General features: G+C 61.8%; 26 protein-coding genes and 1 pseudogene. 16 read left to right on the plus strand and 11 right to left on the minus strand.

Going from position 1 to position 23,530, the window contains the following annotated elements; translation table 11 throughout:
* Positions 1–193 precede the first annotated feature (193 nt).
* The gene (locus tag PQQ52_RS32310) at positions 194–388 is read right to left on the minus strand and encodes a DUF2905 domain-containing protein (protein WP_408220714.1); all 195 of its coding nucleotides are present in this window, start codon (positions 386–388) and stop codon (positions 194–196) included.
* Positions 389–410: 22 nt separating this feature from the next.
* Positions 411–1,601 (minus strand): class I SAM-dependent methyltransferase, encoded by a 1,191-nt coding sequence (locus PQQ52_RS32315; protein ID WP_408220716.1) that lies wholly within the window; start codon positions 1,599–1,601, stop codon positions 411–413.
* Positions 1,602–1,614: 13 nt separating this feature from the next.
* Between PQQ52_RS32315 and PQQ52_RS32320 the strand changes: the two genes are divergently transcribed.
* The 5 genes from PQQ52_RS32320 to glmS all read left to right on the plus strand — a co-directional run bounded on the left by PQQ52_RS32320 (position 1,615) and on the right by glmS (position 7,303).
* Positions 1,615–2,433 carry an SDR family oxidoreductase gene (locus tag PQQ52_RS32320; protein WP_408220718.1) on the plus strand — a complete coding sequence of 273 codons (819 nt, stop codon included), beginning with the start codon at positions 1,615–1,617 and terminating at the stop codon, positions 2,431–2,433.
* 97 nt (positions 2,434–2,530) lie between these two features.
* Positions 2,531–2,926, plus strand: coding sequence for a dihydroneopterin aldolase (locus tag PQQ52_RS32325; RefSeq protein ID WP_408220720.1), 396 nt, complete (start codon positions 2,531–2,533; stop codon positions 2,924–2,926).
* A 3-nt stretch (positions 2,927–2,929) separates the two neighbouring features.
* A complete protein-coding gene (gene ttcA / locus PQQ52_RS32330; RefSeq protein ID WP_408220721.1) occupies positions 2,930–3,931 on the plus strand; it encodes a tRNA 2-thiocytidine(32) synthetase TtcA in 1,002 nt (333 codons plus the stop codon).
* 132 nt (positions 3,932–4,063) lie between these two features.
* Positions 4,064–5,425: a bifunctional UDP-N-acetylglucosamine diphosphorylase/glucosamine-1-phosphate N-acetyltransferase GlmU gene (gene glmU, locus PQQ52_RS32335; protein WP_408220723.1), complete on the plus strand. Its 1,362-nt coding sequence runs from the start codon at positions 4,064–4,066 to the stop codon at positions 5,423–5,425.
* A 60-nt stretch (positions 5,426–5,485) separates the two neighbouring features.
* Positions 5,486–7,303, plus strand: a complete 1,818-nt coding sequence (gene glmS / locus PQQ52_RS32340; protein ID WP_408220725.1) for a glutamine--fructose-6-phosphate transaminase (isomerizing) — start codon at positions 5,486–5,488, stop codon at positions 7,301–7,303.
* Positions 7,304–7,396: 93 nt separating this feature from the next.
* On the opposite strand, the gene PQQ52_RS32345 is transcribed toward glmS, so the two are convergent.
* From PQQ52_RS32345 to PQQ52_RS32355, 3 genes are all read right to left on the minus strand, one after another.
* Positions 7,397–7,987, minus strand: a complete 591-nt coding sequence (locus tag PQQ52_RS32345; protein ID WP_408220727.1) for a hypothetical protein — start codon at positions 7,985–7,987, stop codon at positions 7,397–7,399.
* A 99-nt stretch (positions 7,988–8,086) separates the two neighbouring features.
* Complete coding sequence (locus tag PQQ52_RS32350) at positions 8,087–8,347, minus strand: DUF6723 family protein (protein WP_408220729.1); 261 nt, start codon at positions 8,345–8,347, stop codon at positions 8,087–8,089.
* Between the two features lie 203 nt (positions 8,348–8,550).
* Positions 8,551–9,201, minus strand: a complete 651-nt coding sequence (locus tag PQQ52_RS32355) for a glutathione S-transferase family protein (RefSeq protein WP_408220731.1) — start codon at positions 9,199–9,201, stop codon at positions 8,551–8,553.
* A 98-nt stretch (positions 9,202–9,299) separates the two neighbouring features.
* Here PQQ52_RS32355 and PQQ52_RS32360 point away from each other — a divergent pair, with 98 nt between their 5' ends.
* The 5 genes from PQQ52_RS32360 to PQQ52_RS32380 all read left to right on the plus strand — a co-directional run bounded on the left by PQQ52_RS32360 (position 9,300) and on the right by PQQ52_RS32380 (position 13,090).
* A complete protein-coding gene (locus PQQ52_RS32360) occupies positions 9,300–10,283 on the plus strand; it encodes a helix-turn-helix transcriptional regulator (RefSeq protein WP_408220733.1) in 984 nt (327 codons plus the stop codon).
* Between the two features lie 10 nt (positions 10,284–10,293).
* Positions 10,294–10,455 carry a hypothetical protein gene (locus PQQ52_RS32365; protein ID WP_408220735.1) on the plus strand — a complete coding sequence of 54 codons (162 nt, stop codon included), beginning with the start codon at positions 10,294–10,296 and terminating at the stop codon, positions 10,453–10,455.
* Positions 10,456–10,569: 114 nt separating this feature from the next.
* Positions 10,570–11,211 carry a lytic transglycosylase domain-containing protein gene (locus tag PQQ52_RS32370; RefSeq protein WP_408220737.1) on the plus strand — a complete coding sequence of 214 codons (642 nt, stop codon included), beginning with the start codon at positions 10,570–10,572 and terminating at the stop codon, positions 11,209–11,211.
* A 175-nt stretch (positions 11,212–11,386) separates the two neighbouring features.
* Positions 11,387–12,073, plus strand: coding sequence for a DUF2242 domain-containing protein (locus tag PQQ52_RS32375; RefSeq protein WP_408220739.1), 687 nt, complete (start codon positions 11,387–11,389; stop codon positions 12,071–12,073).
* Positions 12,074–12,838: 765 nt separating this feature from the next.
* On the plus strand, positions 12,839–13,090 hold the full coding sequence (locus tag PQQ52_RS32380) for a hypothetical protein (RefSeq protein WP_408220741.1): 252 nt from the start codon (positions 12,839–12,841) through the stop codon (positions 13,088–13,090).
* A 40-nt stretch (positions 13,091–13,130) separates the two neighbouring features.
* Here the strand turns inward: PQQ52_RS32380 and PQQ52_RS32385 are convergent, their stop codons facing one another.
* From PQQ52_RS32385 to PQQ52_RS32395, 3 genes are read right to left on the minus strand one after another with little or no spacing between them, the layout of a single operon-like run.
* Positions 13,131–14,066 carry a DMT family transporter gene (locus PQQ52_RS32385; RefSeq protein WP_408220743.1) on the minus strand — a complete coding sequence of 312 codons (936 nt, stop codon included), beginning with the start codon at positions 14,064–14,066 and terminating at the stop codon, positions 13,131–13,133.
* 44 nt (positions 14,067–14,110) lie between these two features.
* Positions 14,111–15,514, minus strand: coding sequence for an ATP-binding protein (locus PQQ52_RS32390; protein ID WP_408220745.1), 1,404 nt, complete (start codon positions 15,512–15,514; stop codon positions 14,111–14,113).
* On the minus strand, positions 15,515–16,240 hold the full coding sequence (locus PQQ52_RS32395; RefSeq protein ID WP_408220747.1) for a response regulator: 726 nt from the start codon (positions 16,238–16,240) through the stop codon (positions 15,515–15,517).
* A gap of 230 nt (positions 16,241–16,470) precedes the next feature.
* Here PQQ52_RS32395 and PQQ52_RS32400 point away from each other — a divergent pair, with 230 nt between their 5' ends.
* The 4 genes from PQQ52_RS32400 to PQQ52_RS32415 all read left to right on the plus strand — a co-directional run bounded on the left by PQQ52_RS32400 (position 16,471) and on the right by PQQ52_RS32415 (position 19,739).
* Complete coding sequence (locus PQQ52_RS32400) at positions 16,471–17,187, plus strand: MipA/OmpV family protein (RefSeq protein WP_408220799.1); 717 nt, start codon at positions 16,471–16,473, stop codon at positions 17,185–17,187.
* 70 nt (positions 17,188–17,257) lie between these two features.
* Complete coding sequence (locus tag PQQ52_RS32405; RefSeq protein ID WP_408220748.1) at positions 17,258–18,436, plus strand: SDR family oxidoreductase; 1,179 nt, start codon at positions 17,258–17,260, stop codon at positions 18,434–18,436.
* A gap of 111 nt (positions 18,437–18,547) precedes the next feature.
* Positions 18,548–19,300: an IclR family transcriptional regulator domain-containing protein gene (locus PQQ52_RS32410; protein ID WP_408220750.1), complete on the plus strand. Its 753-nt coding sequence runs from the start codon at positions 18,548–18,550 to the stop codon at positions 19,298–19,300.
* 226 nt (positions 19,301–19,526) lie between these two features.
* Complete coding sequence (locus PQQ52_RS32415) at positions 19,527–19,739, plus strand: hypothetical protein (protein WP_153137724.1); 213 nt, start codon at positions 19,527–19,529, stop codon at positions 19,737–19,739.
* 154 nt (positions 19,740–19,893) lie between these two features.
* Here PQQ52_RS32415 and PQQ52_RS32420 read toward each other — a convergent pair whose 3' ends face one another.
* Both PQQ52_RS32420 and PQQ52_RS32425 read right to left on the minus strand, forming a co-directional pair.
* A complete protein-coding gene (locus tag PQQ52_RS32420; protein WP_408220752.1) occupies positions 19,894–20,169 on the minus strand; it encodes a hypothetical protein in 276 nt (91 codons plus the stop codon).
* A gap of 138 nt (positions 20,170–20,307) precedes the next feature.
* On the minus strand, positions 20,308–21,063 hold the full coding sequence (locus tag PQQ52_RS32425) for a Mut7-C RNAse domain-containing protein (RefSeq protein ID WP_408220754.1): 756 nt from the start codon (positions 21,061–21,063) through the stop codon (positions 20,308–20,310).
* A gap of 94 nt (positions 21,064–21,157) precedes the next feature.
* On the opposite strand from PQQ52_RS32425, the gene PQQ52_RS32430 reads away from it, so the two are divergent.
* Positions 21,158–22,027 carry an NAD(P)-dependent oxidoreductase gene (locus tag PQQ52_RS32430; protein WP_408220756.1) on the plus strand — a complete coding sequence of 290 codons (870 nt, stop codon included), beginning with the start codon at positions 21,158–21,160 and terminating at the stop codon, positions 22,025–22,027.
* 64 nt (positions 22,028–22,091) lie between these two features.
* A pseudogene (locus PQQ52_RS32435) lies at positions 22,092–22,243 on the plus strand (LysE family translocator); the annotation flags it as partial.
* A gap of 294 nt (positions 22,244–22,537) precedes the next feature.
* On the opposite strand, the gene PQQ52_RS32440 reads toward PQQ52_RS32435, so the two are convergent.
* Complete coding sequence (locus PQQ52_RS32440; RefSeq protein WP_408220758.1) at positions 22,538–23,362, minus strand: OmpW/AlkL family protein; 825 nt, start codon at positions 23,360–23,362, stop codon at positions 22,538–22,540.
* Positions 23,363–23,530 lie beyond the last annotated feature (168 nt).

Consider the following 23,530-nt stretch of genomic DNA (forward strand, 5'->3'; position numbering starts at 1 on the left):
GACCAATAAGAAAACAAGGAAAGGCCAAAGACCAAAGAACCCAGATCAAGGAAAGCCCAACGCCACAGGCCAACAGACAAACAACCGCCGAGCAGGCAAACAAATCAATCAAGGAAAAGAAGGAAAAGAAGGAAAGAAAAAGCCACCACCCCATGCACACAAAAACATGCCGCCGCCAAAGGCAAAACCCCCACTACAAAACCTTGGCAATAATCGACAACACCATAGAAAGCACAAGCGTCGACATAAACGGAAACGGATACTCCCGCCCGAAGAGGCGCAGCGTAACGTCACCGGGCATCCGCCCAATCCCGATCTTCCTGAGCCACGGCCAGCAGGCCGACAACACCGCCACCGCAACAAACGTAGTCAACAGCCAGCGGATCATTGCAAATCCCCAAGGCAAAAAATCACAGCGTATGTGACCGGTCGCCGCTGGAAAACGCCTGCAGCGTGTCATCTAACCCGCGCGAGAACGCGATCACCTTGAAAAGCTCACCCATCTCCGCCTCGGACAACAACTTCTGCACCGCATTCGCCGCTGGCAAAAACCTCGCCGTGTCCGAAGGATCGAGCGCCGACAACGCCTCGGTAATCCCCGCATTCAGCAAGAACCGCGCTTGCGAAGTGAACCCCAATAAGTCCGCGCCAGTCTCGACTCCGGCTTCGGCAATGCCGGTAAATTCCACGTGCGCAGTAATGTCCTGCAAACCCGGATAAACAAATGGATCGCCATGCGCCCGGTGCCGGTAATGGCACATTAACGTGCCCTGCGCGCGCTGCTCATGGTAGTACTCGTGACGCGGAAAACCATAATCGATGAAGAACGCCGCGCCACGCGTGAGCATCGTGCAGATGGTCCGCGTAAACGCTTTTGCAGCGTCGTGCGTCTCGGTCACGTAGTCTTCGCCGGTCGTTTCGATCTCGGCCAGAAATGCATTGTCCGCAGTCGCTGACACCAGCCGGTCGTCGAACGCAAAAGTCTCATCGCGCCATACCACGCCGCGTTCATGCCAGGCGCCGCCAGTAAAGGCAAACAGCCGCACGGGCATCGCGTCCAACACCTCGTTGCCGATCACCACGCCCTCGAATCGCTCAGGCAATGCGTCCAGCCAGCGCACCCTCGCGGCCAGTCCCGGCGCGGCGGCTTCGATCGTCTCGCGTTGGCGCTCGCGCAATTCCCCAGACAAATCCACGATCGAGTAGCTGTCGAATTCGACGCCCAGTGCGTCGAGCGCGTTCAGCAAGCCGACGGCCAATTTGCCCGTGCCGGCGCCGAATTCCATCACGTCGCGCGTGCCGCTCGCCTGCAAGGCTTCGGCGAGCGGACGAGCCAGCGTCGTGGCGAACAACGGTGACATTTCCGGCGCCGTCACGAAATCGCTGCCGTCGTCGCTACGCAGGCCAAATTTGCGGGCGCCGCCGCTGTAGTAGCCGAGTCCCGGCGCGTAAAGCGCGCGTTCCATGTAGCGGTCGAACGGCAGCCAGCCGTCTGCCGTTTCGAGCTCCGAGCGGATCTGCGCGACCAGCGCTTCGGACTGCGCAAGCGCGCTCGGGCCGGGAGCAGGTAAACTATCGGGTTGGTGAGCTTTCGGATTCATCCCCGCATTGTAAATGACCGCCTCTCTGGACACCGCCGCCGCCCGCGCGCCTGAAACGCCGCGCATCGCGCTGATTACCGGCGCCGCCCGCCGAATTGGGCGGGCGCTCGCGCTCGGTTTCGCCGCGCGCGGCTGGGACGTAGCGGTCCATTACGGCGCGTCGCGCGAGGAGGCCGACGAAGTGGTCGCCGAAATCGTCGCTTTGGGGCGCCGGGCGGTGGCTTTGCACGCGGAATTGGGCGACGAGGCCCAGGTCGAGCGGCTAATGCAAGGCTGCATTACCGCGCTGGGCCGCCCGGCGTGTATCGTCAACAATGCGTCGCGCTTCGAAGAAGACACGGCGCTCAACGTCGGTTACGACCTTCTGCTGAAGCTGACCGCGATGAATCTCGGCGCACCGCTCGTGCTGGCGCGTATGCTGTTCGAGGCTACGCCTGAGGCGGCGCGTACCGACGAAAGCCTGCGCGGGGTCGTGATCAACGTGCTGGACCAGAAGCTGTACAACATGAATCCGGACTACCTGTCCTACACGCTGTCGAAGGCAGCGTTGCAGACAGCGACGGTCGCGCTGGCGCAGGCTCTGGCGCCGAAAGTGCGTGTGGTCGGGCTTGCGCCCGGCCTGACAATGCAATCCGCCGATCAGACGTCGGCAGGTTTTGAAGAAGCTCACCGTGCTACGCCTTTGGGCCGCGCGTCGCGGCCGGAGGATATTGTCGCCGCCGCGCTGTATCTCGCCGATGCAGCGGGCGTCACCGGAACGACGCTGGTGGTCGACGGCGGGCAGCACCTTGTGCCGCTGCCGCGCGACGTAATGTTTTTGACGGGCGCCTGAACAGCGCGCGTGCTGGTTGCCGGGTCGAACCGGCGCTCGCCCACGCGTTGAAGTGCCCCTTTGCGTGCTCCGCACGCTTTTTTCGACTGGAACGAACATGTTTGCCGCTCTTTCGCATCCCCGGCTCGCCGATTGCCGCCGGCTCTTTCTGCGCAATTACGAAGTGCACATCAACATTGGTGTGCACGACTTCGAAAAGCGCGGCGAACAGCGCGTCGTGATCAACGTCGAACTGTTCGTGCCGCTCGCGCTGTCCACGCCGGTTCAGGACAAATTGAACGAAGTCGTCGACTACGATTTCATGCGTTCGACCATCGCACGCCGTGTCGAACAAGGTCATATCCACTTGCAGGAAACGCTCTGCGACGACCTCGTCAACGCACTCCTCGATCATCCGCAGGTGCGCGCCGTGTGCGTGTCGACCGAAAAGCCGGACGTTTATCCCGACTGCGACGCGGTGGGCGTCGAAGTTTTCCGTATCAAAGAGGATTGAGCCATGAATGCTCAGGAAATCCTGAACGACGCAGCAGGCCCAGGCGCTGCTGCGCAGGCCGCGCACGCCTCGGCGGGCAAAGCGCCGCTCACGCGCCGCGAGCAGAAAGAAGCCTACGAGAACAACAAGCTGTTCAAGCGGCTCGCGCGCCAGGTCGGTGAGGCGATTGTCGACTTCAACATGATCGAGGAAGGCGACAAGGTGATGGTCTGCCTGTCGGGCGGCAAGGATAGCTACGCGATGCTCGAAATCCTGATGCGGCTGCGCGAACGCGCGCCGATCAACTTCGACATCGTCGCCGTGAATCTCGACCAGAAGCAGCCGGGTTTTCCGGAGCATGTGCTGCCCGAATACCTGAAGCAACTCGACATTCCGTTTCACATCGAGAATCAGGACACGTACAGCATCGTCAAGCGGCTGGTGCCGGAGGGCAAGACGACCTGCTCGCTGTGCTCGCGGCTGCGTCGCGGCATTCTGTATCGCGTGGCGGGCGAACTCGGCGCGACCAAGATCGCGCTCGGCCATCATCGAGACGACATCCTGCAAACGCTGTTGCTGAACATGTTCTACGGCGGCAAGCTGAAGGGCATGCCGCCCAAGCTGCAATCGGACGACGGCAAGAACATCGTGATCCGCCCGCTTGCGTACGTGAAGGAAATCGATCTGGAAAAATACGCGGCACTGCGGGAATTTCCGATCATTCCGTGCAATCTGTGCGGTAGCCAGCCGAACCTGAAACGCGCTGAAATGAAGGCGCTGATCCGCGATTGGGAGAAACGCTTTCCGGGCCGCATCGAAAATATGTTCAATGCGTTGTCGAACATCGTGCCGTCGCATCTGATGGATCACAAGCTGTTTCCGTTCGCCGGTCTGCGTGCAACGGGCGAGGCCGATCCGCAAGGCGATATCGCGTTCGACGAAGAGCCGTGTTCGACCGATATCGGTGAAGGCGGACCGCTCAACGGGGCAAAACCAATCTCGATCGTCCAGTTCGACGATATGTAAGAGGCGTGGAAACGCGCGGAAAACTTACGTTTCCACGCATTTCTGCCCGCTGAAAGGCCGCGCGAGCGGCCTTTGTCGTCATGGGCTGCATGATAGAATCGTCGGCTCCAAACTCGTCTGATTGCCGACGCCATGAACATCGTGATTTTGGCGGCAGGCACCGGCAAGCGCATGCGGTCCGCGCTTCCCAAGGTGCTCCATCCCCTGGCCGGCCGGCCACTCCTCGCTCATGTCATCGACACCGCTCGCGCGCTCAAGCCCGCGCGTCTGGTTGTGGTGGTCGGTCATGGCGCCGAAGCCGTGCGCCGGGCGGTAGCGGCACCCGACGTCCAGTTCGCCGCGCAGGAGCAGCAACTCGGCACAGGCCACGCGGTGCAACAGGCGCTGCCGCTGCTCGATCCGTCCGAACCCACGCTGGTGCTGTACGGCGACGTGCCGCTCACGCGCGCCAGCACGCTGCAGGCATTGACCGACCGCGCGGCCCAAGGCGGCTACGGCGTGCTCACCGTCACGCTCGACGACCCCAGTGGCTATGGCCGCATCGTGCGCGATCAGCACGGCAAGGTGTCGCGCATCGTCGAACAGAAAGACGCGACGCCCGAGCAACTCAAGATCGCCGAGATCAACACGGGCATCATCGTCGCGCCGACCGTGCGCCTCGCCGGCTGGCTCGCAGCATTGAAGAACGACAACGCACAAGGCGAGTTCTACCTGACCGACGCTGTGGAGATGGCGATCAAAGCAGGGCTCGAAGTCGTCACCACCCAGCCTGACGAAGAGTGGGAAACGCTCGGTGTGAACAGCAAGCAGCAGCTTGCCGAGCTCGAACGGATTCATCAGCACAATGTCGCCGAGGCGCTGTTGGTGGCCGGCGTAACGCTTGCGGATCCGGCTCGCCTCGACGTGCGCGGCACGCTCGAATGCGGCCGTGACGTCTCGATCGACGTGAACTGCGTGTTCGAAGGCCGCGTCACGTTGGCCGATAACGTCACTGTCGGGCCGAATTGCGTGATCCGCAATGCGACGATCGGCGCCGGTACGCGCATCGACGCGTTCACTCATATCGAAGGCGCCGAAGTCGGTGCGAACGTCGTGCTCGGCCCCTACGCGCGGCTGCGTCCGGGGGCTTCGTTGCAGGACGAGTCGCACGTCGGCAACTTCGTCGAGGTGAAGAACGCTGTACTTGGTCATGGCTCGAAGGCGAACCATCTTACGTACATCGGTGATGCGGATATCGGGGCGCGTGTGAATATCGGCGCGGGTACCATCACCTGTAACTACGACGGCGCGAACAAATTCCGCACGATTATCGAAGATGACGTGTTCGTCGGCTCGGACACGCAACTCGTGGCGCCCGTGCGCGTGAAGCGCGGGGTGACGATCGCGGCGGGCACAACGGTCTGGAAGGATGTCGAAGAAGACATGCTCGTCCTGAACGATAAGACTCAAACAAGCAAGTCGGGCTATGTTCGCCCGACGAAGAAGAAAAGTTGATGGGCGTGACGCGCGCGCGGAGCGCGCTCCCTGAAACCCAGCACTGAAAAGGAATAAGCCATGTGTGGCATTGTCGGCGCGGTTGCGCAACGTAATATCGTTCCGGTCCTGATCGAAGGACTGCGTCGCCTCGAGTATCGCGGCTACGATTCGTGTGGCGTCGCGGTACTCGATAGCGACGGACCGCGTCGGGCTCGCAGCGTCGCGCGGGTCGCGGATCTGGACGAGCAGGTGCGTGAGAACCATCTCGAAGGCATCACGGGTATTGCGCATACGCGCTGGGCGACGCACGGCGCGCCGGTGACCGACAACGCGCACCCGATCTTCTCGAAAGACGCACTCGCGTTGGTACACAACGGCATCATTGAAAATTACGAGTCGCTGCGTGAAATGCTGCGGGGTAAGGGCTACACGTTTGTCTCGCAGACGGATACAGAGGTTATCGCGCATCTGATTCACAGCCTGTATCGCGGCGATCTGTTTGCCGCGGTCCGTGAAGCCGTCGCGCAATTGCATGGCGCGTATGCGATCGCGGTGCTGCATAAGGACCAGCCGCATACGGTGGTCGGCGCGCGGCAAGGCTCGCCGCTGGTGGTGGGACTCGGCAACGGTGAGAACTTCCTCGCGTCAGACGCGCTGGCGCTGGCCGGCAGCACCGAGCGCTTCATCTTCCTCGAGGAGGGCGACGTCTGCGAACTCTCGCTCGAGGGCGTGCGTATCGCCGATCGCAACGGCTACGAAGCGCAGCGCGAAGTGCGCCAGGTCGCGGCGTATGGCGGCGCGGTCGAACTCGGCCCATATCGTCACTTCATGCAGAAGGAAATTTTCGAGCAGCCGCGTGCGATTACCGACACGATCCCGCAAGGCGATTCCTTTGACGCATCGCTATTTGGCGAGGGCGCGGATAAGGTGTTCGCGGATATCGACAGCGTGCTGATTCTGGCGTGCGGCACGAGCTACTACTCGGGACTGACCGCGAAGTACTGGCTCGAATCGGTCGCGAAGATCCCGACTCAGGTGGAAATTGCCAGCGAGTATCGCTACCGCGAGTCGGTACCGAATCCGAAGTCGCTGGTGGTGGTGATCTCGCAGTCGGGCGAAACGGCCGATACGCTGGCAGCGCTCAAGCATGCCCAGTCGCTGGGGCATAAACATACGCTGGCGGTGTGCAATGTCGGCACGAGCGCGATGGTGCGCCAGACGGAATTGTCGTTCCTGACACATGCGGGTCGCGAGATCGGTGTGGCCTCGACCAAGGCGTTCACGACGCAGCTGGTTGCGCTGTTCGTGCTGGCCGCGACGCTCGGAAAACTGCGTGGGCAGCTCAGCAAGGAGCAGGAAGCCGAATACCTGAAACTGCTGCGCCACTTGCCCGCAGCGTTGAATAGCGTGCTGGCGCTGGAGCCGCAGATCATCGCGTGGTCGGAAGAGTTTTCGCGCAAGGAACATGCGTTGTTCCTCGGGCGTGGCCTGCATTACCCGATCGCGCTCGAGGGCGCGCTGAAGCTCAAGGAGATTTCCTATATCCACGCGGAAGCGTATCCGGCTGGTGAGCTGAAGCACGGGCCGCTGGCGCTGGTGACTGAAGCGATGCCGGTGGTGACGGTGGCGCCGAATGACGCGCTGCTGGAGAAGCTGAAGTCGAATATTCAGGAAGTGCGCGCGCGGGGCGGTGAGCTTTATGTGTTCGCGGACGCGGATACGAAGATCGTCAATGATGAAGGTCTGCATGTGATCCGGATGCCGGAGCACTACGGCTTACTGTCGCCGATTCTGCACGTGGTGCCGCTGCAGTTGCTGGCCTATCACACGGCATGTGCGCGAGGCACGGATGTGGATAAGCCGCGGAACCTGGCCAAGTCGGTTACGGTGGAGTAACCGGGATAGGCAGCTATTGCGAGCTTCACGCTGAAAAAACGGTCGCCTGTGGGCGGCCGTTTTTTTTACCTCTTTTTACCGCGGTAGCGCATCTCACTTCCTCACCACCTCCACCGCAGCCGCCGAAACAAACTCCGCCCGCACACTGTCCCCGACTTTCAAATCATTGAGCGGAATGTTCCCCGCGGTCCTCAGCACCTGCTGATGCTTCGGCCCCCGCAGCGTCACCATCCGGCTCTTGCGGTCGATTTTCAGCACCGTTGCGACAATCTGCACCCTATGCGCCGACGACGCGTATCCCGCTGAAGCCGGTATCGCCACCGTCGTCTCGACGCGTTCGCGAACACCTTTGGTCTTCACCTTGTCGACTTGAAGCAGTAGCGCCTGCTGATACGCGACATTCAGCTTGTCGCCGACCCGCAGTTTCCGGACATCGGCCAACTGAGGATTCACATCGACATCCGCCAGATTGCCGCGCGGACCACGCAGCGTGACGCTGTTAGTGGCCGGGTAGATCGCCGCCACATGGACCTGAGCGTGAACGACCTCGGCTTTTTCGAGCGCCTGATGACCGGCATCGGCGTCAGTGTCCTGAGCGAAGCCGGATTGGGAGCAAGCCGCCATCAGGGCAACCGCAGTCCATATGACCGCGACCGGTGAACCCACTTTGCGTAGACGAGTCATCCGCTGCTCCCGAAGTGACCAGCTCAAACGACGATTCCGAGTGACTAACCTGAGCAACCAACCTAAGTGATCGAAAAAGAACCCGCCACGCTCCCGCGCTTATAGCTCCGGACGCGCAAGGTCGCTGGTGACGATGTGCTCGCCATACACCTGGGCCGCTGCGACGGCTTCCAGCTTGGTCGCGTAAGGTCCGAGTTCCGGCGCGCCGTCGAACGGGAAGAGCACACGGCCGTCGGTCGTTCGAACCACTTTCAACACGCCGAAAAAACGGCGGTACCCAGCCAGTTTCGACGTCGCCGACACGTCAAAGTCGTCCTCCGACGTCGCGGGGACGCTGGGAATAAATGCGGTCTTGCTCATACCTGAAAACATCTCTTGTTCAAGGGGGCGGCGCCTGCGTGACAGGCGAGGGCCGCGCCCGGTTGTCCCGGGAAGACATTCACCGGCGACCCTCATTGTCTCAAATCCCCGCGCATTGAGCTGGATGCGCGACCAGCCAGCAGGCCGGCGCTTGCATACCGCGTCCCGAGCCCTGTCACCCTGGCAGCGCCGACCAGCCAGCATCATCCTGCGGCTTTGACCGCAGCCTCATGCTCGGCCGCCAGCGCAACATCCCGCTCGCTCACTTGCACGAAGCTCGGCCGCGAGCAGATGCGCCGGGTGTATTCGAGCACGACCGGCGTCTCCGGCACCAGCTTGAACATCATCCCCCAATGCAAGGCGATGCCCCACAAGATATCCGCAGCCGACATCTTGTCTCCGAGCAAATAGGGTGTCGCCTGCAACTGGCTTGTCACGGTCGCGAGCATCGAATCGAAATCGCCGTACGGCGAGGTGGCGTGCGGCGCCGGTTCGCGCTTCATCGCCTTGTCGACGAGTGCCGGCTCGTAGCATGCCGCGTAGTACACAAGCCAGCGCAGATACGGCCCGCGCGACGGATCGTCGAGCGCCGGCGCAAGGCCCGCTTCAGGAAACAGGTCGGCCAGATAGATGAAGATGGCGACCTGTTCGGTGATCAGCGCGTCGCCGTGAAGGATCGCGGGCACTTTGCCGAGCGGATTGATCGCGCGATACGGCGCTTCGCGCTGCTCGCCGGCCTTCATGTTGAGCACCTTCAGCTGATACGGGGCGCCGAGCTCCTCGAGCAGCGTGAGTGCGCTAACTGAGCGGCATTGCGGCGAGTGGAACAGCGTGATCGTGCGATCGGTGGTCATGGCGGGCCTTCTGGGTGAGCGTCTCGTGGAAAAGCCAGCGTTCATCTGACGCCGGATGCCCTATCCTAAACGCCTATACCTGTCAGTTTGTGTCAGGTATGTCTACACTTGTCCGTATGAGAGCCAGCCGCCTCCTTTCCATCCTGATGACCTTGCAAGCACGCGGACGCGTGACTGCGCAGTCGCTCGCCGACGAATGCGCAGTCTCCTTGCGGACAATCTATCGCGACATCGACGCCTTGAGCGCCGCGGGCGTTCCCGTCCAGAGCGAACGTGGCGCGGAAGGCGGATATCGTCTCCTCGACGGATACCGTACGCGTCTGAACGGTCTGTCATCGCAGGAAGCGGAGGCGCTGTTCCTCGCCGGCTTGCCGGGACCGGTGCAGGCACTCGGTCTCGGCGCCGTGATGGCCGGGGCGCAAACCAAATTGCTTGCCGCGCTTCCGGTCGAATTGCGCTCGACCGCGGAGCGCATGCGCTCGCGCTTTCACCTCGATGCCCCAGCCTGGTTTTCCGACGCGGATCAGCCCGCGAATCTGCCGCTGATCGCCAGCGCGGTGTGGGAGCAGCATCCACTGCAGATTCGCTATCAGAGTTGGAAAGCCGAAAAGTTTCGCCGGATCGAACCGCTCGGCATTGTGCTGAAAGGCGGGGCCTGGTATGTGGTTGGGCGGGTCGATGTGGACATTCGCATCTACCGCATTTCGCGCATTCTCGAGTTGAGCCTGCTCGCCGAGACTTTCGAGCGGCCGCCGGCCTTCGATCTCGCTGCGTACTGGCAAGACAGCACGCAACGTCTGTCCGAAGAGATGCATGCAAGCGAGGCAACGCTGCGCCTGTCGCCGTGGGGCATGCAGATGCTCGAAGCCTTTACCTCACCGTTCGCGCGCGCGGCGGCGAAAATCGGCGAGCCGGATCCGGCCGACGGCTGGCGCACGGTTACGCTGCCGGTCGGTTCGATAAGGCAGGCATGTGCGGAATTGCTGCGCTTCGGCACCGAGGCCGACGTGCTGGCGCCGCCAGAATTGCGCGCACATTTCGCTGAGGTGGCGGCAGCCTTGCATCGTCGTTACGCACAATGAGAGCGATGGTTTGCCGGTTGCGCTGCGCGTGAACGTCGATAGGACCGACGAGCTGCCCACGCGCAAAGTGGGTGAGCGGCCCGTGTGGTCTGAGCAGGTTATCGACGACGTTGCCGCTTTCCTCACCATGCTGAACGACGATTACGTGCTGAAACTGAAGCAGTCGAAGTAACACGCGCAGACACAGTAGCCGGCTGTCTTTCCTAAGACGAATTCTGGCCGTTTGGTGCCTCTTTTTCGGGCAGGGATATAATGCGCGGATTCCTCTTCTTTCCCGTCCTCCGCTATGAGCCGGTTACTTTGCCTAATCGTGCTTTCGCTCGGCCTGATGCAAACCGCAATGGCCGACGAAAACAGTGACCGCATGTCCGCGTATCTGACGCAGAAGTTCGGTCTGGCAAAGGAGAAAGCTCAAAAGATTTCGGCCGCGGTGCAATCCGCCGCTTCGAAATATTCACTGCCGCCGGCACTGCTGCTGGCGATCATTTCGATCGAATCCCGCTTCAAGGAAAAGGCCAAGGGCGCCAACGGCGCGACCGGGCTGATGCAAGTGGTACCGACGGCCCATCGCGGGTTGCTGAGGAACGTCAAGGACCTCACTGAGCCGACCACCAACATCGAAGTGGGCTCGGCGATCCTGTACGGCTACATGCGCTCGGCAAACGGCGACATGAACGCGGCGCTCAAGAGCTACGGCGGATCGCAGGCATACGCGAAGAAGGTCAACTTGCGCGTCGAAGATTTCGCCGACGTCGCCGGGTTGCAAGATGTCGCGTCGCGTTCGGACGCGCAAGCCAGTATGTGCGAAGCTGACCGCTGTGAGGCATCGGACAACTGGGCCAATGCCTTTACGATACCGGCCGTCAATGCAGTCGGCGTTAACGGCGCCGCCGGGCTGTCGAGCGGATTGCCCGTGACGTCGCACTGAGCGCCAGCTTTCCCGTCTTTTCCTTCTGCGTTGCCGCCGCTCCAAGGCGCGCGAATCGATCGTGGGGCCGTGTAAGGCGGCGCCGGGCGTGCGCTGCGCGCTTTTTACGCAGGCACGGCAACCGCTCTACAATGCATTCCCATTCGAGCTCACGCCGCGCCTCTTCTGATCGACCATGTCCACCTCGTTTTCCAAAACCACCGCCGCCGCGCTTCTCGGCCTGCTGGCACTTGTGGCGTGCAGCAGCACGCCGCAGCCGAAATTCCAGCAAGAATTGTTCGAATCGGGCGCAAGTCCTTACGCCCGAAATTTCAACTCGAGCACCACGGATACCTGCGAGGCTGCGCGCCGCGCTTTGTTGAGTCAGGGCTATCTGACGACGATGACGCGCACCGATACCGTCGACGGAACGAAAAATTTCCAGCCGACCGGCGATACACATATCGTCGTCGAGTTTCACGTGGTGTGTACGCCGGGGGAAGAGGCGAGCGATACGAGCATTGTTTACGTCAACGCGGTGCAGAACGGCTTTGCGCTGAAGAAAAGCGATACATCGGCGAGCGTCGGGTTAAGCGTGCTGGGCTCGCTGTCGTTGCCGATCCGCTCGAACAGCGATGCGATGGTCAAAATTTCGAGTGAAACCATCCCGTCGGGCAAGTTCTACGATCGTTTCTTTGGCCTTGTCGATCACTATTTGCAAACGGTGGTGCGCACACAGCCGGTCGCGAACAATCGTATCGAAACACGCATGTTGCCGGTGCCGGTCGAAGCGGCGATTCCCGCGCCGCTTCCCGAGATGCCTGATGTGATCGACAAGGCCGCTTCGGTGCAACCCGCAAGCGCAGCCAGCGTAGCGCCCTGATGCATCTGCCAATGCGCGAGGTTTGGGCTGATCAGTCTTTGATGTCATCACGCAGCGGTACTTATCCTATGTCTTTTACTTCATACGTATATATATGTAGTAATAGTTAACAAGGGTTAACCCCTTCTGTGGATAACTTTCAAATTCCCCGTCACATCAACGTCTTGTAGAAACCATAACCCTGCGGAACACGTCTGTAGAAAAACTACAAAGCCGGGATAACTTTGATGGGGCTTGCCTTCCGCCGTGTCTTATCAAGATTCCGCACACAGGCTGTCCGATGCGCTATCCCGAAGTTATTCATAGCCAATTGTGGATAACTTGCGCATCCGGCATAGGTTGGCGGTCTGCGGCTCGGCTTTTTCGGCTGTGCCAGCGCTCGTCACCGAACAGACAGCGGCCCCACCGCGCGCGTATATTGAAGCTGGAAGGTACAAAGATTGCGTCCATGCTTTTGCAAGCGCAACTGTTGCTATTTAGTCAAAACCATTTCAGCAACACCCTATCCAGGCATAGAGTTAAAGTGTTTTCTGAAGTTATTGGTGCAGTGCGGGGGTGTGTAATGAAACGTAGAACAGCACGACAGCTAGTCCGTCTTCTTTCGGATATCAGACATGCCAGCCACTGCACCACGCTGCGGGCGGCGGCCACTAACCGGGTCATATCCCTCGCTTCCTCCGAGCATGATGGGGATGGCGCCGATAGCGAAGAAAGCAGCGAAGCCGTGCGCGAGGCGAGTCACGACAAGCCTGTCCGGAGCGGATCATGAGAGCCGCCAGCGAACAATCGTTGCGTTTTCTGGTCGAGAAATGGCTGGCGCCAGGGCCGTCGGCCCCGATTCACGTGACCGAATTCAGCCGCACCCGTCTGGGCGGCAGGCGTTATGTGCGCGTGGAGACTTCTCTGGACGCAGGATCGCGCGGCCTCTTTTTCTTTCGTCACGACGACGGCTGCTGGTGTGTGTTTCCACCCACTGCAGATACACCGAAGCTCTTTGCGTATCCGCGCGCCGCTTAAATAACGGCGGACGAAGTCACGCGGGCGACTGGCTTAGCCCTCACGCTTCGTGAGGCAGGCGATCACGTTCGCTTTCGCGTCGCCGGGAGGGCATTACCTGGCACACGATCAAACCGGTGAGCATCACCGAGCATCCGAATAACGCGCGCGCCGACAGCGTTTCGCCGAGCACGAGCCATCCGGCGAGCGCGGCGAATACGCCTTCCATGCTGAAGATCACCGCGGCATGCGACGGCGCTGCATGCCTTTGCGCAACCACCTGAATCGTATAGGCGATACCCACCGACAGCGCACCGCCGTACAGAATCGTCGGCGCGGCGCGCTTGATCACCGCGAGGCTGATCGGTTCGATCACGAGGCCGATGGCCAGACAGACGAGCCCGCAAGTCACGAACTGCACGAGCGCCAACATGAGTGTGTCGTGTCGCAGCGCGAAACGGCCCACCAGCATCATCTGCGCGGAAATCACCAATGCGCCGGCCAGCTGGTACCAGTCGCCGTACAGGATCGAGAAGTGCTCGTTGACGCTCAGAAAGTACATGCCGAGCGCGGCGAGCGTCGCGCCGAGCCACGTGCCGAATCCCGTTGGATGACGAAACAGCACACCCAGCAGCGGCACGATCACCACATACAACGAACTGATGAAGCCGGCGTTGGCGACCTTCGTGTATTGCAGGCCGATTTGCTGCAACGAGATCGACGCGGACAGCACGACGCCGAGCAGCACACCGGCACCGAGCAGCTCGCGTGCACCGCCGGGTTCGTGCTTTGACAATTCCGCCAGCGCGGAGCGCCGCACACAGACGATCATCGTCAGCACGACCAGCGCGCCGAGCAGGAAACGCAGTCCGGTAAACAGAAACGGTCCGATCGTATCGAGACTGAGGCGTTGCGCGACGAACGCGGAGCCCCAGATCATCGCGGCGATCAGCATCAGCAGGTTGGCGCGCAGGTGTTGGCGTGTGTCAGGTTTCAAAGGCAGCCTTTCGAATCCGGTTGTTCTAACAAGGCGTGCAGGGCTTAACGATGACGCGCCACATCTTGCCGCGCGGAGCCGTTCGCCGGCAAGGGCAACGGCAAGGGCAACGCGGGCAAGGTGATCACAAAGCGTGCGCCACCCGATGCCGCTTCTTCGAGCCGCACATCGCCGCCGTGAACCAGCGCGACGCGCCGCACGATCGCGAGGCCAAGACCGAAGCCGCCGGTATGCCTGTCACGACTGGAATCGAGCCGATGAAACGGTTCGAATACGCGGCTGCGGTCGGCGAGGGGAATGCCGGGACCGTCGTCTTCGACGATCAGCACCAGCGTGCCTGCCGCGCCGGCGGCCGCGCTCAACGAAATTGCCTGCCGTGCGTAGCGGGTACTGTTGCGGAGCAGATTCAGCAATGCACGCGCGACCAGTTTGGGATCGCAGACATGATACGCGGGAGTGCCGGCAACCGGCATACCGGCAGCGGGCATACCGACAACGGCATCGGCAGCAGGCATACCGCCGGTGTTGACCGAGAGCGTCAGCGAGCGGTCGGCGACATCGTTGGACATGCTCGCGGCGACACTGTCGATGAGCTCGTCTACTGAAACATGCATCAGCACCAGATGCCCTTCTCCTTGTTCCAGACGGCTCAACGTCAGCAGCTCGGTGACGAGTTCGTCGAGTTCGCGCACGTCTTTGCACAGCGCCAGTTGCCGTTCACGCTGCCGCTCGGGCGACTCCGGCGATTGCAGCAGCGCGAGTCCGAACTCGAGCCGCGCGAGCGGCGTCTTCAGTTCGTGGGAGATGCCATGCATCATCTCGCGCTGATGCAGGATTGACGCTTCGATCCGTCGGGCCATTTCGTTGAATTGTTGCGACAACTCGTAGATGTTCGATTTCTTCGACAACTGCGCGCGGGTCGACAGATTGCCGGAGCCGAACGCACGCGCCGCGGCTTCGAGCTTGCGCAACTCGCGCCAGTGATAGTGCACCCACACGATCACCGAAAGCAGCGTGGCAAGCGCGAGCAACGCATACGCGAATGCCTGAATCTCGACGGTGGTGGCCTCGCTGCGACGCGCATTGACGACGATGCCATCCGACAGCGGCAGGTAGTAACTCGTGGCGTCGTCGTCCAACACCAGCTTGCCATCGCGCAACTCGCGCCATCGGCGCTTGCCGACCAGTGGCTCGACCTCGTCGGTCGTCATCAACCTGAAGCCTCTGCTGCCGTGCTTTTTCAGTTCCGCGAGCGCCGCGGCGCGTTCCGGGCCCGCGTGTCGTTGCAGGTAATCCTCGAGTACGAATGCGTACGTACTGTCCGTGGCGCGCTCGGTTTGTGTGACGCGCTGATGGAACAGTTGCGAGAATGAGGTGTTGATGAACGCAATGGTGAGAGCGCCACCGATGACTACGATCAGATACAGCCGGACCAGCGAGCGGAGCATTTATTCCTCCCACGCGGACGGGCTGAACAGATAGCCGCGGCCCCAGATTGTCTTGATCTTGTGCGGCTCGAGCGAGGCATCTTCGAAACGCCGGCGCAGCCTTGAGATCCCGGCGTCGACGGTGCGGTCGAGACCGTCGAATTCGATGCCGCGCAACTGTTTGAGAATGTCGTCGCGGCTCAGCACGGTGCCGGCGGCGCGCGCGAGGATCAGCAGCAGGTTGTATTCGGCGGTTTTCAGCTCGACTGGCTGGCCGCGCCAACTCACCGCGCGATCGGGCGGTGCAATCACCAGTTCGCCGAAGGTCAGCGTGTCGTCCTGTGTGGACGCTTCCACACTTTCCGCCGGCTGCGCGCGCCGCAGCAAGGCACGGGCGCGCGCGACCAGCACACGCGGTTCGATCGGCTTGATGACGTAGTCGTCGGCACCCGTTTCCAGTCCGGCGATCTGGTCGAACACGTCGACGCGTGCCGTCAGGATCAGCACCGGGACGCGCGAAAAACTGCGAATGCGGCGGCAGACCTCCATGCCGTCCATGTTCGGCAGCATCAGGTCGAGAATCACCAGCGCCGGTTTGTGTTCGCGCACGGCGGCCACGGCCGTGTCGCCGCGCCGCACGATCGTCACGCTGAATTCATAGCTGTTCAGATATTCCCCGATCAACTGCGCGAGACGATCGTCGTCCTCGATCAGCAGCACGCTGGTTTTGAGGGGGGCTTCGTTCATGTCGGTCTCCACTATCAGGCGCCGATTCTATCCGCGCGCACGCGTGCCGGGTACGCCGCGAACACTCGCGAACACTTGAACACAATTGCGCACACATTCCCCCAACTTCAGGACAGACGTGGCGAGGCGGCGTCCCTAGACTGCGTCTTCCATCCCAAATAAAAGTCCTGATCGTGCGCAAACGCCTCTCTTATCTGTGTGTTCCGCTGTTTGGCCTGACCTGCTCGTCGATGGCCTACGCGGAGAACTTCTATCTGTTTTCACTGGCTGGCGGCGTGGCGCCGCGCTATCAGGGCAGCCGCGATTACCGTCCGTTCGTCGCACCGCTGATCGCTGCCGAGTTCAGCAACGGCATCTTTCTGAGCCCCACCGATGGTCTCGGCTATAAGCACAACTTCGCCAACGGCCTGTTCGCATCAGCGGCGCTGAGCTACGACTTCGGCCGTACCGACAGCAATCGCGCCGATTTGCCGGGCTCCGACTACCTGAAGGGCATGGGCCGGATTCCGGGTTCGGTGATGGTGTCCGTTCAGGTTGGCGCGCATCTGTTCGGTCCGTCGACCATCAGCATCACGCTGGATCAGCCGCTGACGCACACGAGCCGCGGCACGAGCGGGCACGTCGATCTGACCGTGCCGGTGCTGCAAACCGTCGACAACGACATCAGCGTCACGGGCAGCGTGCATGCCGGCAGCGGCCGCTATACGCAGACCTTTTTCGGTGTCACCGATGCGCAGGCGGCCGCGAGCCGCTTTCAGCCGTATGCGGTGAAAGGCGGTTTCGACAGCGCCAAGGTGTCGGCCGCCTGGACCTACAGTTTTTCGCCGCGTTGGTCAGTGCATACCGAAGGCGGCGTGACGCGACTGCTCGGTGCGTCGGCGAACAGCCCGATCGTGCAATCGAAGAACAACTATTTCGCGATCACCGCGCTGACGTATCGCTATTGATGCGTTTGTTGAACCCCCTGTTGATCGGTTATCCGAATCGACGATCTGATGTCTCTGCAAGGAGCTAGCGATGTTTGCATGGCAAACCCCTCTGTCCAATGCCTGGCAGAACAGCCTGGTATCGTCGACGCGCGCGCAGGCGATCGGCGTCGACAGCTTGTTGCTGACCGGTGCGACCGGTTTTATCGGCGGCAATCTGTTGGTGACGCTGATGAACGCGGGCCTGGTCGAACGCATGGTGTGCCTCGTGCGCGGGGCCAGCGCGGCCGATGCGCTCGCACGGCTGCGTGCGTCGGCGGTGCGCTGCGGTTTGCCGCATTCTCGCGCGCAGCAGATCACGGAAGCGAACGTCATGGTCGGCGAATTGGGCAGCGCGTTCTCGGAGATCGATTTGGCGCGGCTCGCGAAAGCGTCGCATGTGATCAACTGCGCAGCGATGGCGTCGTTTTCGACGCATCCACAAGTGCTCGACACGAACGTGCATGACACCTTGCGCTTTGCGTCGCGCTTTGTTGGCAGCAAATCACTGCGGCGCTTTCTGCATGTGAGCACGGCCATGGCGTGTGGCACGCAATGCGGCGCGAACGTGCAGGAGTCGCCGTTCGGCTATGGCGAGACACCCCACCTCGTGCCGTACACGCGGAGCAAACGCGAAGTCGAACGCTTGTTGCGTAGCACGTATCCGCGCTTGCCAGTAGTGGTGGTGCGGCCATCGATTGTGGTCGGCCATACGGTGCTTGGCACGCTGCCGTCGGCGAGTATCTTCTGGGTGTTTCGCGTGGTGCATGGCGCGCGACGCTTCACGGCGCGGGCGATGAACCGCCTCGACGTGGTGTCCGCCGACGACTGCGCGCGTGCGCTCGCGTTGCTGGCGGTGAAGCCGACGCTGGCTTTCGATACGTATCACGTGTCGGCGGGTTCGGAAGCGCCGACCATCGGTCAGATCATCAGCGCGATGGACGAAGCCACCGGCACCTCGGGCCGCCGCTATTCAATGTGTCGCGTGCGCGACTTCGGCAAGATCGCACGCGAAGTTGTGGGGCGCGACCGATGTGGCAGCGGCCGTCTGATCGAACACGCGCTGCGTTTGTATGCCGGCTTCGCGGAGCTGGACTATGCGTTCGACAACCGCCGTCTGCGCGACGAGATCGGCTTCGAGCCGCTGCCCTTCACGGACTATGTGAGCGAATGTGTGCGGACTTCGCGTGGGGTGGGCATCGTCGAGCAGATGCGCTGGGACTTCAAATAAGCCTTTGACCGATTGTATGGCGAGCGACTCGCGCGATAATCGCGCAACAGCCAGCCAGCCGGCTCACGATACGACTGACCGACAGGCCCGACCGACTTTCAGGCAGATGCAATGGACGAGAAAGACTGGATCGCCGGCGCCGCGAAGGCGCTGGCGATCATCGAAGCATTCGACGAAGAACACGCGCGCATGACGCCGACCATGGTGGCCGCGCGCGCCGGGCTCTCGCGCACGGCGGCGCGCCGCTATTTGCTGACCTTGCGCGAACTCGGCTACGTGGATACTGACGGCAAGCTGTTCTGGCTCGCGCCGCGCGTATTGCGGCTCGGCCAATCGTACCTGGATTCGGCGCGCTTGCCGCGCACCGTGCAGCCGTTTCTTCAACGCATCACCGCAACCGTGCAGGAAACCGCGCTGGTCGCGATTCTCGACGAACACGACGTGGTCTACGTCGCGCGCAACGGCGTCAACCGGGCGATGGCGGTCGGTTTCGTGCTCGGCTCGCGGGCGAGCGCGCCGTTGTCGTCCGCAGGTTTGATCCTGCTGGCCTTCCAGGCGCCGGAAAGCATCGGACAGTGGCTGGCGTCCTATCCGATCAAGGTATTTACGCCGCATACGTATTCGACCGTCGAGCGCCTGCGCGAAGTGCTGGGCGAAATCCGTCGCGATGGGTATGTCGTCACCGATCAGCAACTGGAATTGGGCATGCGCGGTGTCGCGGTGCCGTTGCGTGACCGGCATGGCTCGGTCGTGGCGGCGATCAGTGTGAGCATGCCGATCGGCCAGGAGTCGGCAAATGCCGCGCTGCATCGCGTGCTGCCGACCCTCCAGGAAACCGCCAGTTTGCTGCGAAACCTGCTCTGAAAGCAGAACTAGGTAATTTCCCTGATACGGTGTGCTTAACGAATGAAAGCATGATGAAAGCAAGCTGTCTCCCGGAAAATACATATCGAGTTTTGGGCATGACAAACCGCCTACGCTGCGTAATACTCTCCCGCGGGGAGCGGTAAGGCGCCTCAAGCCCTGTCTGCTTCACCGTGCAGCTATTTCATTCACATTGACTCAGTCGTCCAGGTTTGGGGAACAACACATGAAAAAATTTATCGTCTCGCTCGCAGCCGCTTCGATCGCGCTGGTCTCCGTTCAAGCTTTCGCACAGGCATCGGACGCAGCAGCGCCGGCCGCTGCAGCTAGCACGCCGAAGAAGCACCACATCAAGAAGCTGAAGACGCACGGCAAGCGCGCTCCGGTTTCGTCGGCTGCTTCGGCTGCTGGCACGAACGACAAGGGCACGGCAAACTAAGCTCACGCTTGGTTTTGCCGGGCGAACCCTGCCGGTTCTCTTCTGCGTGCTGCTAGTCGGCGAGTGCAGCGCAGTTCCGGTTAAACGTCGCCAGCAAAAAGGCCAGAGCTTCTGCTCTGGCCTTTTTGTATTGCGCGGCGGCTTTGAGCGGCGTTCAGCCTGCGAGGCCGCGCTTGATGACCTCGTTCAGCAATCCGCTCATGCCTTCCGGATGCGTGGCAGCCCGCTCTTTCAGTTCAGTGACCAGGTCGCCATTCAGCTTGCAGGCGAACGCGACAAGGCCTTGCGCCTGATCGAGCTTGCGCTGTTCGCGGCGATCGAGCTTCGGGTCGGCGGCGGCTTTGCCGAAACGGTCGGCGGTCGACAGTTTCATTGCGTTGTTCAGCTTGAGTGCCTTGTTCTTTTCAATGTCGGTTTTTTTCATCGCCATACGGAAGGCCTCTGCCAGATAAGTAATCCCGCATTGTACGCATCGCGCCGCGCGTCGAGTGAGTGGCGGCAATTCCGCACCCGAGCGGCGTTGGCGCGGTGCTCAGGCGGCGCGGAGTCTGGGCCACCGAGCGGTGGCTCAAACGGACCGTTCCGGCGGGCCAGCCACGCTGTCCATCAGCGCACGCATTCGTTGCCAGTGCGTGCCTTCCCAGAACACGCGCCGGCAAACGTCACAGGTGACGAACTGGTTGCGCCGTTCCAGCACGCCATCGGGCGCCCGATCGCCAACTTCGTCTTTGGCGATACGCCGCAGCGGCGCATTGCACATCAGACACAAGCGGAATGGCTGAGCGCTGCCGGCCAGATCGAGCCGTTCAAACACCTCGCGCAATTGCTCGCGTGGCCGCAGCGTGCGCACGTAGCAGCCATGTGTGATGGCGCTGCGTTTCAATAGCTCGCGGTCGCGTGTCAGTACGATGCGCTGTTGTGCGGCGGCGAGCGCTTCGATATCGGCGTCGGGATAGTGGTTGTCATAGAGCGTATCGAAGCCCGCCAGCCGCAGCAGCGGGGCGAGGCCGCCCAGGTGCGCATCGGCAATGAAACGCACCACGCGCAGCGGATGTTCGCGCACGCGCAATAGCGGCTGGATGTCGAGCGCTTCAAACTTCGGATAAACGGCGACGCGATCGCCGTCGGACAGCGGGTGATTGAAACCGACCGACTCACCGTTCACCAGAATCAGCTCGACCTCGGTATGCGGCACGCCGAGCACTTCGATCATATGTTTCGCGGTGGCGCCGCGCGCGCAGGCGTAACTGAACGCACGCCGACGCAGGGGCCGGGCGAGAAAATCGTTCAGCTCCTCATAGAAGCGGAATGTCGCGGTGACCATCACAGCAGTATCGCACCGGGTTTAATTGCGCGCTGTCCTGCACTTGTCGCATGGGTGTGCTTTACTTCCAGTTCTTTAGAAGACGGAGCGACAGATGGACATCGGTTTTATCGGTCTCGGCGAGATGGGCGCCGCGATGGTTGCAAACATTTTGAAAGCCGGGCATCAGGTGCGCGTGTGGAACCGCTCGCCGGAACGCGCGCAACCGCTCGCCGACGCAGGTGCGCGGATCGTCGCGACGCCGGCTGAAGCGTTTGTGGGCGACGCCGTGTTCTCAATGCTCGCCGACGATGCCGCGCTGCGCGAAGTCATCACCGCGTCGCTGCTGGAACACGCCCCGCGCGGCTTGATCCACGTGAACATGGCGACGATCTCGGTGACGCTGGCCGAGGAACTGGCGACAGCGCATGCCTCGCGGGGTGTCCATTACGTCGCCGCACCGGTGTTGGGGCGACCAGACGTCGCAGCGGCGGCCAAGCTGACAATCGTGGCGGGCGGCCCGGCCGAGTCGATCGACCGCGTGCAGCCGATTTTCGACGCCATCGGCCAGAAAACCTGGCGCATCGGTTCGCTGCCCCAGCAGGCGAACGTGATGAAGCTTGCGGCTAACTTCATGCTGGGCGCGGCTGTCGAGACGCTCGGCGAAGCCGCCACGCTCGTGACCGGCCACGGTCTCGCGATGCAGGATTTCCTCGACGTCATCACGAGCGGCCTGTTCCCGGGCCCGGTCTATTCCGGCTACGGCAAGATGATCGCGGAGCAGCGCTACGAGCCGGCGCTGTTCAAGGCACGTCTCGGACTGAAGGACTTGCGCCTTGCGCTGGCGGCCGCCGATGCGGTCAACACGCCACTGCCGATTGCGAGTGTGGTGCGCGACAGCCTGATCGAAGCGGTGGCGCACGGCGACGGTGAGAAAGACTTCGCGGTGCTGGGGCAGGTGGCGGCGCGGCGGGCAGGGCGTTGAGCAGGAGCGGGTACTGGTGCGGGCGGGCGCAATAGCCGCCCGATCCTTTTCTGCGTCGATCTCAATGAGTTTGTATACATGGGGGCTGTTCGCCGCCACTGTTTCTTCGTTTCCGCGATTCCTGGTCCGAACATGCTGCTGGTGATCACGCACGGCACCCAGCATGGGCTGCGCCGTTCCAGCGCGACCATGGCAGGCTGCCTTTCGGCGCGGGTGCGCCATTAGGCGAACGGCGGCCTCGCCGCACGAGACAGCCACCGCCGCCCACAAAGCGTTGCAAGGATTGTCGCGTCGATACAACGCCGAGGGTCAACCCTAATTTGAATGTTGCGACGCACCAAACCATTTGCTATAGTTCGTCTTGTCTCCTCCATGTCTCCTCTGATATGGATTCAGCCCGCCCAATTAGGCGGGCTTTTTTTTGCCCTGAATTTCCAGCCATCTCCAGATGCGACAAAGCCGGCTGGCCCCCTGTGCGGGGCCGCCGGCTTTGTCGCATCTGCGCCGAACTCAGAACTTATACGAGACGGCCAGGAACGAAATAATCGGATCGGCTTTCAGCTCGGCCTTCGAGACACCCAGTTCCGTGCCATCCGCAGCCTTGATGATGACCGAGGAGGTGGTCTTCAACGGAATGTACGTGACCGATGCGACGAGACCCCAGTGGTCGGTGAGGGCGTACGTGAGACCCGCATTGAACACCGGCTGCCAGGACGACGATGCCTTCGCCGACACCTGTGTCTGCCCGGGCTTGCCCGCGCCCGCCGCCAGCACTGCACCGAGGTTGTTCTGCGTCGACTGCACGAAGTTCTGGCTCAACTGGACGTCGGAGAACCAGTTGTACGACACACCTATGCCGACAAAAGGCCTGAACTTCGCGGTAGGCGCATTGAAGTAGTACTGGAATAGCAGTGCCGGGCTCCACTGGCGCACGCTCTTCACGATCGGGTTGGCCTGCGGATCGCCCAGATCCTGCTGACCGAGTGCCCCTGCCGGTCCTGGCGGCTTGATAGTGCCGTGCCCGTAGATCTTGAACACCGGCGGCACGCCCGCGACCGTCGTCACCGCGATGTGATCGGTGAGGTAGTGGCTGATTGTGAGACCAACGGTATTGGAGCTATTGGTCGACAACCCCGTTCCGGATGACGTGAACGAGCTCGGCAGACGCAGCGGCGTATTGATCGGAGTCGGTGCGACATTGGTCGTCAGCGGCGAGCTCGAATCCTGCGGCATGATGTGGAACCAGCCGAGCACGGCGACGTTGTCACCAGCGTGTTGTGCGTGCGCACTGGCTGACAGGCAGGCGGCCAGTATCGCGAAATAGATTTTTTTCATGTTGTTCCTCCTGAGGCGCGCGTTGCGTTGATCGCGCGCTGCGAGCGACGGCGGGTTGGCTGCCCGGCCGGTGCGCTGGATACTCGGTGGACGCCGGCTGCCGCGCTGTTACTGTGCGCAGCAGCCGGGACGCGAACGCCTCGCTGCGTGTGGGCGGCGCGTGCTGCG

It is taken from the genome of Paraburkholderia sediminicola, assembly GCF_046030555.1.
In the GTDB taxonomy this organism is placed as follows: domain Bacteria; phylum Pseudomonadota; class Gammaproteobacteria; order Burkholderiales; family Burkholderiaceae; genus Paraburkholderia; species Paraburkholderia sediminicola_E.